The following is a 12,534-nucleotide window of genomic DNA, read 5'->3' as shown; positions in this document are numbered from 1 at the left end:
CATGGTAGATGGAGCAACAGCAGGTCTTTTTCTGGACGCAGCAGGAATGAAAGCACTCGGTGCAGCAATCGCAATCGCAATTACTGGGTATGCATCTGCAATCGCTGAAAAAGATATCGGTACAGCAGCAATCGGCGCAATGGCAGAAAACGAAGGATTATTCGGTAAGGGCCTGATCCTTACTGTCATTCCAGAAACCATTGTTATCTTCGGTCTCGTCGTCGCACTGCTTATCAATTCTGCTTAAATTTAAGAGCTCTGCTCTTAAATTTCTTAGAGCATTGCTTTAGCTTACCTGGGCCTTTTTCCTTGCCAGGTAGGCCTGAAGCTGTTATAATGCTCTAAGTTTTCTTAAGGTATCGTTGCACTCTAAGCAGCTTAGAGTTTTTGCTCTAGGCTTTAGAGCACTTTTTTGCTCTAAATTTATTTGGAGGTGTAAGCATGGGACTAGAGATTGTTGTAAAAGACATCCAAGAGGGTGCAAGAGCTGAGGTTTCCCGTATAAAAGCCGAAGGCGATGCAAAGGCCTCCGAGATTCTAAATGAAGCTAAAGAAGTACAGAAAAAGACACTCGGAGACAGTCTTGCCAAGGCAGAAGAGGACCTCCAAAATCTGCACCAGCAGGTCATATCAAGTGCAAATCTGGAAGTGAAAAGAATTACGCTTAATAAGCGTAAGGATCTTCTAGATAAAGTTTATGTCCAGACAGTTGAAAAAATCAAGTCAATGCCGGCATCCAAAAAAGAAGAGCTGTTGAAAACTATTCTCAGCAAGTACGAAGCTAGCGGTGCTAGAGTTTACTCTTCTAAAGATTCAGAAGATATCGTCAAGAAGTTGACTTCTTTATCTTATGCTGGCAATATTGGTTCTATCGGCGGAGTTATTCTGGAAAACGAGGACGGGACGGTCAGGTTAGATTTCACATATGATTCAATCCTGAAAAACGTGTATGAGCGTTCACTGAAGCAGATATCTGATATATTATACGGGTGATGTTCGATGCGGCTTTTGGAGAGACTCTGGGGACAAAAACCCTCACGAAAATCCGATAAGAAGAAAAATGGCACTTCAAATTATCCCTACGCCGTAACCCGTGTCCGCGCTATGAAGAGCAAGCTGCTCCCAAAAGAATCGTATCCCCGGCTTCTCAATATGGGGATTGATGAAATTACCCGCTTTATCCAAGAGTCTGAATACAAAAACGACATTGATGAACTGGCAATGAAATATAGTGGTGGCGATCTGGCAGAACACGCATTGAACAGAAATCTTGCGCTCACCTATGATAAATTGGTACGAATCACCTCAGGAGAATTGAATTACCTGGTTGTCGCATATCTCAAAAAATATGACATCTGGAACATAAAAACACTTCTCCGTGGTAAAATTTACAACGCGCCTGTTGAAGAAATTGTCGAGTCTTTGATTGCTGCCGGTGAGTTTACTTACACTTCAATGTCAGAGCTTGCAGCCAAGGCCACATATCAAGAAATAATTGAATCCCTGAAATATTCCGAGTATTACCCCTTGCTGCAAAAGTTTGACGGAACTAACCTGGCATACATCGAAAACGAACTCGACAAGGTATACTATACAGGCTTGTTTGAAGCAATCGGAAAACCAAGATCCAAGGACCGCAAGCTCTTTGTTAAAATTGTCAGATTGGAAGTAGACGTTAAGAATCTAATTAACCTCTTCAGGCTGAAAAAAGCAGGAGTTGTGCAGCTTGATGAAATCATGCCTCTCATGATTGAAGGCGGTCTCGAGCTAAAACTTGAGAAACTGGCGACTCTCCCATATGACGAGTTTGTCAATGAGCTTCAAAGGACTCAATACTGGGATATAATTTCAAGTGTTACGGGTTCAGATATGAATTCTTTGACTACTCTTGAAAGCAGGCTCACAAGATATTATCTTGAATCTTCAACCATTCTTTCGCATGTATCCCCGATCTCAGTTGCACCTATTCTGGATTATATCATTCATAAACATAATGAGGTAGTTAATCTCCGGATTATCTTCAGGGGTAAGGAGACTGGCCTCAGTGATGAGTTAATCAAAGACCAGTTGGTGGTTATCTAATGGAATTAGCAGTGATCGGAAAGAGCGAGTTTGTTACAGGATTCAGACTGGCAGGTGTCAGGAAGGTTTATGAAGCCGCGGACACCACAGCTACCGAATCCATTGTAAAATCGGTGCTTGAAGATAAAAGTGTCGGGATTCTTATAATGCATAATGATGACATTAGTGATCTGCCGGAAATTCTAAGGAAAAACTTGAATGAGTCAGTCCAGCCTACAGTGGTAGCCCTGGGAGGCAGCGGATCAGGCTCGAGTTTAAGAGATAAGATAAAACAAGCGGTAGGTGTTGATCTGTGGAAGTAAAAGGTGTAATTTATCGTGTGTCTGGGCCTGTCGTCACCGTTACCGGCTTGCAGGCAAAAATGTATGACCTGGTCAAAGTCGGTAATGAAGGTCTAATGGGTGAAGTCATCCAGATATTAGGGCCCAAGACCATCATCCAGGTATACGAAGAGACCGCAGGCATCAAGCCAGGGGAACCCTGTTATACTACAGGATCGTCTCTGTCCGTGGAACTTGGTCCGGGTCTTCTTTCCAGTATTTATGATGGGGTTCAGAGACCACTGCATGTCCTGCTCGAAAGGACGGGCGGTTTCATTGGCAGAGGTGTCACTGCAGATGGGCTTGACCACCAGAAACTCTGGGATTTCAAACCCATTGTCAAGAAAGGCGATGTCGTAAAAGGTGGAGAAGTAATCGGTGTTGTACAGGAAACCGTGAATATCGAACATAAAATCATGGTGCCACCTGATATCTCAGGCACAATTGCCGATATAAAGAGCGGAAACTTTACGGTAATGGACACAATCTGTACCCTGAATGATGGGACCGAATTGCAGATGATGCAAAAGTGGCCTGTCAGAAGGCCCAGACCTGTTAGAGAGAAACGCACTCCAACAAGGCCTCTGGTTACAGGAATGAGAATCCTTGATGGGCTCTTCCCTGTTGCAAAAGGCGGAACGGCTGCAATCCCAGGACCTTTCGGGTCGGGAAAGACCGTTACTCAGCAGTCGCTTGCAAAGTGGAGTGACACCGAAATTGTGGTCTACATCGGTTGTGGTGAACGCGGAAACGAAATGGCAGATGTTCTGAGTGAATTCCCTGAACTCGAAGACCCGCAGACCGGGCGCCCACTGATGGAACGTACTGTTCTTATTGCTAACACGTCAAACATGCCTGTGGCCGCAAGAGAAGCATCTGTGTACACCGGGATCACCATTGCAGAATACTACCGTGACATGGGATTAGACGTATCCCTTATGGCAGACTCCACTTCCAGGTGGGCAGAAGCTATGAGAGAAATCTCCTCCCGTCTGGAAGAAATGCCTGGTGAAGAAGGTTATCCTGCATACCTGTCTGCAAGGCTTGCTGAATTCTACGAGCGTTCCGGGGTTGCGGAGAGTCTCTGCGGTGAGAACGGTTCCATTACTGTTATTGGAGCAGTATCTCCACCTGGTGGTGACTTCTCAGAGCCTGTTACGCAGAACACCCTGCGTATCGTAAAAGTGTTCTGGGCTCTCGATGCCAAGCTATCTCAGAGGCGTCACTTCCCGGCTATCAACTGGCTGAACAGTTACAGTCTGTACAAGGACAGTCTTAATGACTGGTTTGGAGAAAACGTGGCTCCTGATTTTGTGGCTTTGAGAGAAAGAGCAATGGAAATGCTCCAGACAGAATCCGAACTGCAGGAAATCGTGCAGCTTGTAGGTTCCGACGCTCTCCCAGAAGATCAGCAGCTTCTGCTTGAAATCACCCGTATGATCAGGGAAATTTTCCTGCAGCAGAATGCATTCCACCCAATAGATGCCTACAGCCCGTTCTCTGAACAGTACGAGATCCTGAAGGCTATCATGAAATGGGGAGACGCTGCGATGGATGCCTTGAAATCAGGTGTTTCAGTACCTGAAATTCTCAAGCTTGAATCCAAAAATGTGCTTGCTAAGGTCAAGTATGAGGAGAAGTTTACTGAGTCTCTGAACGTTGTCCTGGCACAGATGGATAAAGAGTTTGCATCCCTGAGAGGTAGGTAAGCATGGTAAAAGAATACAAGACAATCACTCAGATTGCGGGGCCACTTATCTTTGTTGAAAAAACAGAGCCTGTAGGCTATAAAGAAATAGTTACTGTCAATCTGCCTGATGGAACCAGCCGCAGAGGTGAGGTGCTGGACTCGTCTTCAGACATAGTAGTTATCCAGATTTTTGAAGGTACTACTGGTCTGGACAAGGAGTGCGGTGTAGTTTTCACAGGGGAAACCCTGAAGCTCCCTGCATCCATTGACCTTCTCGGAAGGATCCTTTCAGGTTCAGGAGAACCACTTGACGGTGGGCCCAGGATTGTGCCTGACCAGCTTCTGGACATTAACGGAGCTGCAATGAACCCATATGCCAGGCTGCCTCCAAAGGATTTCATCCAGACAGGCATCTCCACAATAGACGGAACAAACACCCTTGTCCGTGGACAGAAACTGCCTATTTTCTCAGCTTCAGGTCTCCCACACAACGAAATTGCTCTGCAGATCGCAAGGCAGGCTGCTGTGCCAGGATCTGAATCTGCTTTCGCAGTAGTTTTTGCAGCAATGGGTATTACCAATGAAGAAGCCCAGTACTTCATGAGCGACTTCGAAAAGACCGGAGCTCTTGAAAGGGCTGTTGTGTTTCTGAACCTGGCAGATGACCCTGCTGTCGAACGTATAGTTACTCCGCGTATGGCTCTGACTGCAGCTGAATATCTGGCATACGAACACGGCATGCACGTACTTGTCATTTTGACTGACATTACCAACTATGCAGAAGCTCTTCGTCAGATGGGTGCCGCCCGTAACGAAATCCCTGGTCGTCGTGGGTATCCTGGTTACATGTATACTGACCTTGCAACCCTCTATGAGCGCGCAGGTATTGTAAAGGGCGCAAAGGGATCAGTTACCCAGATTCCGATTCTTTCGATGCCTGGTGACGATATTACCCACCCGATTCCTGACCTGTCCGGGTATATTACCGAAGGGCAGATTGTGGTTTCAAGGGAACTGCACAGGAAAGGTATCTACCCGCCAATTAATGTGCTTCCATCTCTGTCAAGGCTGATGAACTCCGGTATTGGAGCAGGCAAGACAAGGGAAGACCACAAAGCAGTTTCTGACCAGATGTATGCAGGTTATGCAGAAGGTCGTGACCTGAGAGGTCTAGTGGCTATCGTCGGTAAAGAAGCTCTATCTGAGAGAGATGTCAAGTTCCTTGAGTTTGCTGACCTTTTCGAACAGAATTTCGTTACACAGGGCAGAAACGAAAACAGGACAATTGCAGACACCCTGGACATTGGATGGAAAATCCTTGCACACCTGCCTGAAAACCAGCTGGGTAGGATTGACAACAAATACATCCAGAAATACCATCCTGCACACAGAAAGGGTCAGTGATTACCATGGCTCAAGACGTAAAACCAACTCGGTCGGAGCTGATTGAGCTCAAGAAAAAAATCAAGCTCTCTGAAAGTGGGCACAAGCTCCTTAAGATGAAGAGAGATGGTCTTATTCTTGAGTTCTTTAAGATTCTTAACGAGGCAAGGAACGTCAGAACCGAACTAGACGCTGCCTATCTAAACGCTGCAGAAAAAATCAATCTTGCCTCTGCTGTAAATGGAATGGTTGCAGTCAAGTCAACCGCCTTTACAGCAAAGGAATCTCCCGAAATTCAGCTTTCAGGTCACAACATCATGGGTGTTGTGGTGCCACAAATCAGCTCTACTGGTGTCCGCAAATCTCTTGTTGAGAGAGGTTATGGTATCGTTGGGACAAATTCATATATTGATGAGTCTGCAGATGCCTATGAGATCCTGGTAGAAAAGATTATTACGGCAGCAGAGCTGGAAACAACGATGAAAAGACTTCTTGATGAAATCGAGAAGACTAAGAGACGTGTAAACGCTCTCGAATTCAAAGTTATTCCGGACCTCATTGCAACCATGAAGTACATTCGTTTTACCCTCGAAGAGATGGAAAGGGAAGGTACTTCCAGGTTGAAGAGAGTCAAGGCGAGAATGAAATAATCAAGCTTGATTTAAAATGGCTGCATGTGACGATCGACCTAATTTGGTTGAAAGAGCAGTATTCAAGTTGGGTGAACCCAAAAACCAGGCCCGCCTGTTGCAGGTGGCCTGGAGAATTTCCCTTTTGATGATGGTTTTAGGGTTCATCATTATGATAAGAACAATTTCTCCGCTTATATGACCTGAATTTCAGGATGATTCTGATCCTGAATTCAGTCATAGATTTTTGAATCTGTCCAAATTTATTTTGGGTTAATATATAATTTTCATGCCTGTTTTAAAAATGTTATTGTTTACCTGGATTGAAACATGACCTTTCTGTGTTTACAATCTGTGTAGTTGAGGTTTGAATCTATTTCCTATGCTGTCGGACACTTTTATTATTTAGAAAGCTATTTTAACGACAAACAGTAATTTCTATTTTATATGCAAAACGAAGCAAGGCTTCTCCATATTACCGGTACTGTTCAGGGGGTAGGTTTTCGCCCTTTTATATATCAGCTTGCAAAAGCCCATAGGCTTTTTGGGTACGTGAAAAATCTCGGAAACTATGTGGAAATCCTCATAGAGGGAAATAAGGAAAGCCTTGATAATTTCATTAAAGAACTCCCGGAAAAAAAACCTCCTCTGGCTAAAGTTAAGGAATTAAAAACAAAAAATGTCCCTTTTTCCGGATATTCAAAATTTATTATCGTGCCCAGCGAATCCGGGGTTTTTGAAAATTCCATAATTCCTCCTGATACGGCTATTTGCGAACAGTGCAGGTCTGAGATGTTTGATCCTTCTTCCAGGTATTTCCATTATCCTTTTACAGTCTGCACAAACTGCGGGCCCAGATATACAACCGTCCGAACCCTTCCTTATGACCGGGAAAATACCACGATGGTAGATTTTCCTCTTTGCCCGGAATGTGAAACCGAATATATCGACCCTCTCAACCGGAGATATCATGCCCAGCCTGTCTGCTGCCCAAAATGCGGGCCAGAAATCTGGCTTTCGGACCCCGAAGGAAATGTCCTGGTAAAAGGTTATGAAGCAATTGCACATGCTTCGGATCTCCTTCAACAGGGCTCAATTCTTGCCGTAAAAGGATTCGGGGGTTTTCATATAGCCTGCAATGCGCGAAAGGAGGAACCTGTAAAGGAACTTAGAAGGCGGTTAAGGCGCCCGGAACAACCTTTTGCGGTCATGGCAAAAAATGCTGCAGTTACGGAAACCTTTGCAGAACTTGAAGGTGCAGGCAGGGAATATTTAACTTCTTACCGCCGGCCTATTACCGTGCTCCCCAGGTCAAAGGAATCCAACCTGGCAGAATCGGTTACTTCTGGCCTGCACAATATAGGGGTTATGCTTCCCTATACAGGCACTCAGAATCTGCTTTTTGATCTCGTGCCTGATGCAGTATACGTTATGACCTCGGCAAACCTCCCAGGAAGGCCCATGGTCGTTGAGAATAAAGAGGCGCTTGAGAAACTTAAAGGGATTGTCGATTATTATCTGCTGCACAACAGGGTTATTGCAAACCGGAATGATGATACGGTTATCAGGGTTGTGAATGGAAGGGCGGCTTTTATTCGCCGTTCCCGAGGTTTTGTGCCTGAGCCCGTAGAATTGCCTTTCGAAGTCCAGGCTTCTATAGGCGTGGGGGCTGAAATGAATTCTACGGTTACTGTGGCAAAAGGAAAGCTTGCCTATGTTTCTCAGTATATAGGAAATACCAGTCATGTAGAAACCTTCAGGTACCACTCCGAGGTTGTCAGGCATCTGATCCAACTTACCGGGATCAAGCCCATTTACTGGGGCTGTGACCTTCACCCTGCATTTAATACAACACGTTTCGCGCTAAATATGGGAGGGGAGGACACTCTTCAGGTTCAGCATCATCACGCTCACATGTTAGCGCTTATGGCTGATAACTCTCTTCCCCTGGATTCCCGAATTCTCGGAATCGCGCTTGACGGCGTAGGATATGGCACTGACGGTACAGTATGGGGAGGAGAACTCTTTGAATCCTCTTACTTTGGATATGAACGTATTGGGCACTTACTCCCTCAACCAATGCCAGGTGGGGACCTTGCCTCGAGGATACCTTCAAGAATGGTTCTGGGGATTCTTTTTGAGAAGCTTGGGAGAGCAGAATTGGAAAAACTTCCCCTTTCTTTTCCGAAAGGAGATATGGAGTTTTCAACTGTGATGAAACAGCTTGAAACCGGGATAAATATTGCTCAAAGTAGCAGCACAGGACGAGTACTGGATGCAGCAGCTGCCCTACTCGGGATCTGCAAGATGAGAACCTATGACGGGGAGCCATCAATGAAACTCGAATCTGCCGCAACAAAGAGTACCCATTTCGTAGACCTTCCCATAATATTCAGGAAAGATCAATTCTCCGGAGTTCCTCTGCTTGACACCACCGAGCTTCTTCTGGGAGTATATGAACTTTCCGGAAAGTATTCCCCTGCTGATCTTGCTTTTGCGGTTGAGGAAAACCTTGCGAAGGGAATTTCGGAACTTGCCATCTCTCTTGCCGCAAAAAGAGGGCTTGAAAAAATAGGCTTTAGTGGAGGAGTTGCCTATAACAATCATATCACTTCGTGCATTGCAAGGACTGTTACAGAAGCAGGTTTTGAATTCCTGGCTCACCGCCAGGTTCCCTGTGGAGACGGATGCATCTCATTCGGGCAAGCTCTTGCGGCAGGGTTGAGCATAAATCCTGAGAATAAATTTTAAAAACTTTTCTGTCCGTCGGGCAGGCTATTTCTTATAAAATATGATTATAACTTCTCTTAAACGATGAGATTTAGTAAGATTTCGGCATTCTCTTACTCATTTACTTTTTTTTCGAAAAAATTGAGCATTGATAATACAATTTTACTGAAATTTGATTAGAAAGACTAAAATACAAAATTAAATAAATGATACATACTTAGTAGAAAAGGGAGCATAAATGGGGCTAGGTAGTGTACGCATCAGAGTTGTAACAAACAGGGATGAGATTTCCAGCCTGGAGACCGAGGAAAAGGCAGTACATCTTGCTTTTAGACCTTCGGACCGAGACCTTTTCAGTCTGGTCAAGGCATGTCCTGAGATCGAGTTACTTCAGCTTCCCGCGTCTTCCTACGAAGGACTCTCTAAATTTATCAAGATGTATCTTTCTTCTTCAGGTATTCATCTGGTAAAAGGGGATGTCAGCGGGCACTGGCATGATCTTAACAATTACTTTGTAATACCCGCTTACGTGCTTGAAAAAATAAATGAACTTAAAGTCCAGGGAAGGTCTGAAGAAGAAATAATATGTGAGATTACACATATAAGAAAAATTAGCCCTGATATGATTCTTCACTTACTTCACAGCTCTTTTCTGACATCAGGCCCTGAGAGGCCGCGAATGAACAAAGTTTAAATAGAAGAATTCTGGCTTTTCTTCAGTGGGTTTACAGGCGTTTCCACCACTTTTTTGAGGCTTTTTGTTCGTCTATCTGCCTTAACCCCTCGGATGCTAGTTTTTGCTGCATTTTATATTTCCGGTTTTCCTCACTAACCCTCGAAAAAGCTTCTTCTTTACTTGCAAGGGTTCCTTTTAACTGTTTTATAAACTCTTCTTTTTCTCTGAGCTGAATTGCCAGTTTTTCTTCTCCTTCAAAGGCCGAGAGCTGTTTCTCAAGGTTTTTTACTTTTTCTTCTGCTGTTGTAAGCATAGTTTCCATAGTGCTTATTTTTCTTTCTTTCAAGGTAAGTTTCTCTTCAATTTTTTTCATCTCTCCAACCCTTGTAATAACCTCTTCAGCCAGGGTCTTAAGATCTTTATCTTTTATGGAAATGCTTTCCTCGAGTTTTTCAATCTCTCTTTCTTTTACTGAAAGTTCCTCTGTAAGGATCTTTACATTTTCTACTTTTTCCCTGAGTTCCTTAGTAAGACCTTCAATCTCGTCTTCTTTTTCTGTTATTCTGGACTCAAGGCGTGTGTCGTCTTCACTTTTTTCCGTAAACTTTTCCTGAAGGGCTTGCAGTTCCGAATCCTTCTCAAGGAGAAGTTTTTCACGTGCTTCAATTTCTGTTCTCAGGCTGCCGATTTCTTCTTCCCTGTCTATAGCCTGTTCGTCAAGTTCTTTTATTTTCTGGATTTTTTCCTTAAGTTCGGCTTCCAGGTCTCTCGTTTCTATCGGCTTGCTGTCAGGCTGAGTATAAACAGTATTTATTTCTGAGCTCTCGTTGTCCTCTTCTACAATAAAAGCTGGAGACATTTCATTTTCACTCTCAGAAGTATACTCTTTTTCCTCGGAAAGGAGCCCTATCTGTCCCCGGGTGTTTTCACAAATTTCAGCCCAGGCAAGGATGGAAGCTACAGGGACAGTTCTCTTAAGTACGGGATCGCCTATCCTGCAGCCGTAAACTTTACTGGCAATGTAACCTTCCAGGGTCTCAAGACCAAGATTTTGATCCCCCAACCTTGAGTTTGTTGCGTTTCCTTTCTTTACTTTCCCGCCATTTTCCTTTATACAATTGACAGCTTCGGTAAAGATTTCCCAGGGGAGAAATGGTTCTTTTTTCAGGTTGTCAACATAGACTCCATCCATTTCGGATCGGGCTTCAAAGAATTTTTTCCCGCTCATCAGCGGAATCTTTGCCGGATTTCCTTTCTTATCGAATTGACTCTTTATTTTTGAGATAACAGGATCTTCCATGCATGAGCCTCTTCAAATGATATCTGAAGTATATTGAACATGGCATTTTATAAAAGTTGTGTGATTTTGCCGGGAACCTGGATTAATTTAATTTTGTAACATTTAAAATATATTAAAATTGCCCTGACCTGACGAAAATGAAATTATCTCCAACAAAATTCTGGATTTTTTATGGATTTTGTTCTTGACGCAGCCACAAAATCTCTCAAATATTTCTTTAAGTTTTTCTAAAAACACTGTTACACATATTGATTTTTATTATTTAGATGGAGTTTTTGCAAAAACGCCTGATAAAACACAAATAAAAATATCTTTTAAATGATTTCAGTTATTATAGAAAAATATTTAATGAAGAATTTTTTACTATCAAGTGAAAAAATAGATACATCTGGAGGTTAAACTTTGAAAATAAGGGTTGTGAGTTCAAGAGAAGAAATCTTTACACTGAATCCAAATGAGAGAATAGTACATCTGGCTTTTAGGCCTTCAAACAAGGATATTTTTTCATTGGTTGAGAACTGTCCGAAGATTGAAGTTATACAGCTTCCTAAATCTTACAGGCGTACAGTCTCAAAATCCATAGAAATGTTCCTTGAAATGCAGCGTATCCAGCTTATCGAAGGCGATGTCTGGGGCCACAGGAAGGATATAAACGAGTATTATCGTATTCCTTCATCAATAATTGAGGAAATCAGAGAGCTGAAAACTGAAGGTAAATCTACTGAAGCCATCGAGGAAAAGGTCTCAAGAGAAAGCAAACTTAATCCTGAGATGGTTGCTTACATCCTTAGAAAAGATGTTACAGCCTGAGAGGCTGAAGCAGTAGCTTTAACTTCTCCTCATTTTTTTCTTTTTTATATTTTGTTTACTATTGTTTTACGATTTGTATTCTTTTTATAAGCTCATTATTTCTTCAAAATATGCTTTTTTTATAATTTGAGTCTCTTATAATTATGATCTTTTTTACTTTTTTACTTCCCAAACATATTTAATTTTATTATTCCATAACTTGACTCAGTCCCAAAATCTAGTGATAAAAGTAAGTGTAACATCACTACACAAAATTATAATTCTATAATTATGTAATGATGTTACGGCAAAAACAATGGTAACTATAAACCTTACTCTTAATAACTTTTCGGAGCTCCCTGCTCTCTTAGACGTTTTTGGTTGTTTTGGAAACGAYTATGAATATACYACACGAGGAATTTTTCGTAGAAAAATTCCTCCAGTCTGTTCAATTTGTAGTACTCCAATGGTTCATAATGGCTATAATCCYCATACTAAAGAAGGTCTTGGAGAAATCAACATTGGTCGATATAAATGCTCAAATTGTGGTARTACACACGAAGAAGATCATAGTTTTTGGGAAGATCTGAAGACTTTACTTTTTAATTCATTCAATGATTTCTTCCAGTTACTCAGATACCATAACGTTTCATACGATGGAATTTCTGATATAATGGACTTCATCTATCCAAGRTCAAAAAGCACTATTTTAAGAGCATTCTACGAAGAAATGGAGCAGAAAACTGTTCCATTTTCAGAAAATATACATATGGTGCACTATGACGAACAACATCCAAAAGAAGGAAGATGTCAGAAATACCGTTTAACTTTACTGGATGCAAAAACTCAAAGAACGATAGCAGATGAACTTTTTGAAGATAAGAGTTCAGAAACCATCAAGGGATTTTTACAGAAAAATCTGGATGCATCAGAGC

General features: G+C 42.6%; 11 protein-coding genes and 1 pseudogene. 11 read left to right on the top strand and 1 reads right to left on the bottom strand.

What is annotated here, in order from left to right:
* Position 1 precedes the first annotated feature (1 nt).
* From FXW07_RS05035 to FXW07_RS04995, 9 genes are all read left to right on the top strand, one after another.
* Positions 2-247 carry an ATP synthase gene (locus FXW07_RS05035; RefSeq protein ID WP_048109111.1) on the top strand — a complete coding sequence of 82 codons (246 nt, stop codon included), beginning with the start codon at positions 2-4 and terminating at the stop codon, positions 245-247.
* 194 nt (positions 248-441) lie between these two features.
* Positions 442-993 (top strand): V-type ATP synthase subunit E, encoded by a 552-nt coding sequence (locus FXW07_RS05030; RefSeq protein WP_048122513.1) that lies wholly within the window; start codon positions 442-444, stop codon positions 991-993.
* Between the two features lie 6 nt (positions 994-999).
* The gene (locus tag FXW07_RS05025; RefSeq protein WP_229394492.1) at positions 1,000-2,082 is read left to right on the top strand and encodes a V-type ATP synthase subunit C; all 1,083 of its coding nucleotides are present in this window, start codon (positions 1,000-1,002) and stop codon (positions 2,080-2,082) included.
* Positions 2,082-2,384 carry a V-type ATP synthase subunit F gene (locus FXW07_RS05020; RefSeq protein ID WP_048122517.1) on the top strand — a complete coding sequence of 101 codons (303 nt, stop codon included), beginning with the start codon at positions 2,082-2,084 and terminating at the stop codon, positions 2,382-2,384. Before FXW07_RS05025 ends, FXW07_RS05020 begins: the two co-directional genes overlap by 1 nt.
* A complete protein-coding gene (locus tag FXW07_RS05015) occupies positions 2,375-4,111 on the top strand; it encodes an ATP synthase subunit A (RefSeq protein WP_229394491.1) in 1,737 nt (578 codons plus the stop codon). Before FXW07_RS05020 ends, FXW07_RS05015 begins: the two co-directional genes overlap by 10 nt.
* Before the next feature lie 2 nt (positions 4,112-4,113).
* Positions 4,114-5,496 carry an ATP synthase subunit B gene (locus tag FXW07_RS05010; RefSeq protein ID WP_048122521.1) on the top strand — a complete coding sequence of 461 codons (1,383 nt, stop codon included), beginning with the start codon at positions 4,114-4,116 and terminating at the stop codon, positions 5,494-5,496.
* A 5-nt stretch (positions 5,497-5,501) separates the two neighbouring features.
* The gene (locus FXW07_RS05005; protein ID WP_197078781.1) at positions 5,502-6,125 is read left to right on the top strand and encodes a V-type ATP synthase subunit D; all 624 of its coding nucleotides are present in this window, start codon (positions 5,502-5,504) and stop codon (positions 6,123-6,125) included.
* 426 nt (positions 6,126-6,551) lie between these two features.
* Complete coding sequence (gene hypF, locus FXW07_RS05000) at positions 6,552-8,855, top strand: carbamoyltransferase HypF (RefSeq protein WP_229394490.1); 2,304 nt, start codon at positions 6,552-6,554, stop codon at positions 8,853-8,855.
* A gap of 217 nt (positions 8,856-9,072) precedes the next feature.
* Entirely contained in the window at positions 9,073-9,528 is a 456-nt protein-coding gene (locus FXW07_RS04995; protein WP_229394489.1) for a DUF1699 family protein, read from the top strand.
* A 31-nt stretch (positions 9,529-9,559) separates the two neighbouring features.
* On the opposite strand, the gene FXW07_RS04990 is transcribed toward FXW07_RS04995, so the two are convergent.
* The gene (locus FXW07_RS04990) at positions 9,560-10,810 is read right to left on the bottom strand and encodes a chromosome segregation ATPase (RefSeq protein WP_229394488.1); all 1,251 of its coding nucleotides are present in this window, start codon (positions 10,808-10,810) and stop codon (positions 9,560-9,562) included.
* 402 nt (positions 10,811-11,212) lie between these two features.
* On the opposite strand from FXW07_RS04990, the gene FXW07_RS04985 reads away from it, so the two are divergent.
* Together FXW07_RS04985 and FXW07_RS04980 are read left to right on the top strand one after the other, a co-directional pair.
* Positions 11,213-11,620: a DUF1699 family protein gene (locus tag FXW07_RS04985; protein ID WP_048122531.1), complete on the top strand. Its 408-nt coding sequence runs from the start codon at positions 11,213-11,215 to the stop codon at positions 11,618-11,620.
* Positions 11,621-11,915: 295 nt separating this feature from the next.
* Positions 11,916-12,534, top strand: a pseudogene (locus FXW07_RS04980) (ISNCY family transposase); the annotation flags it as partial.

Origin of the sequence: Methanosarcina sp. DH1, assembly GCF_020804205.1 — an archaeon.
Lineage (GTDB): Archaea > Halobacteriota > Methanosarcinia > Methanosarcinales > Methanosarcinaceae > Methanosarcina > Methanosarcina vacuolata.
The sequence above is the reverse complement of the archived record's forward strand: the minus strand, read 5'-3'. Positions and strand labels throughout refer to the sequence as shown.

Bases quoted from the DNA above. Each gene is read 5' to 3' on its own strand.
- FXW07_RS05035 (WP_048109111.1), top strand. From the start codon at position 2: ATGGTAGATGGAGCAACAGCAGGTCTTTTTCTGGACGCAGCAGGAATG.
- FXW07_RS05030 (WP_048122513.1), top strand. From the start codon at position 442: ATGGGACTAGAGATTGTTGTAAAAGACATCCAAGAGGGTGCAAGAGCT.
- FXW07_RS05025 (WP_229394492.1), top strand. From the start codon at position 1,000: ATGCGGCTTTTGGAGAGACTCTGGGGACAAAAACCCTCACGAAAATCC.
- FXW07_RS05020 (WP_048122517.1), top strand. From the start codon at position 2,082: ATGGAATTAGCAGTGATCGGAAAGAGCGAGTTTGTTACAGGATTCAGA.
- FXW07_RS05010 (WP_048122521.1), top strand. From the start codon at position 4,114: ATGGTAAAAGAATACAAGACAATCACTCAGATTGCGGGGCCACTTATC.
- FXW07_RS05005 (WP_197078781.1), top strand. From the start codon at position 5,502: ATGGCTCAAGACGTAAAACCAACTCGGTCGGAGCTGATTGAGCTCAAG.
- hypF (WP_229394490.1), top strand. From the start codon at position 6,552: ATGCAAAACGAAGCAAGGCTTCTCCATATTACCGGTACTGTTCAGGGG.
- FXW07_RS04995 (WP_229394489.1), top strand. From the start codon at position 9,073: ATGGGGCTAGGTAGTGTACGCATCAGAGTTGTAACAAACAGGGATGAG.
- FXW07_RS04990 (WP_229394488.1), bottom strand. From the start codon at position 10,810: ATGGAAGATCCTGTTATCTCAAAAATAAAGAGTCAATTCGATAAGAAA.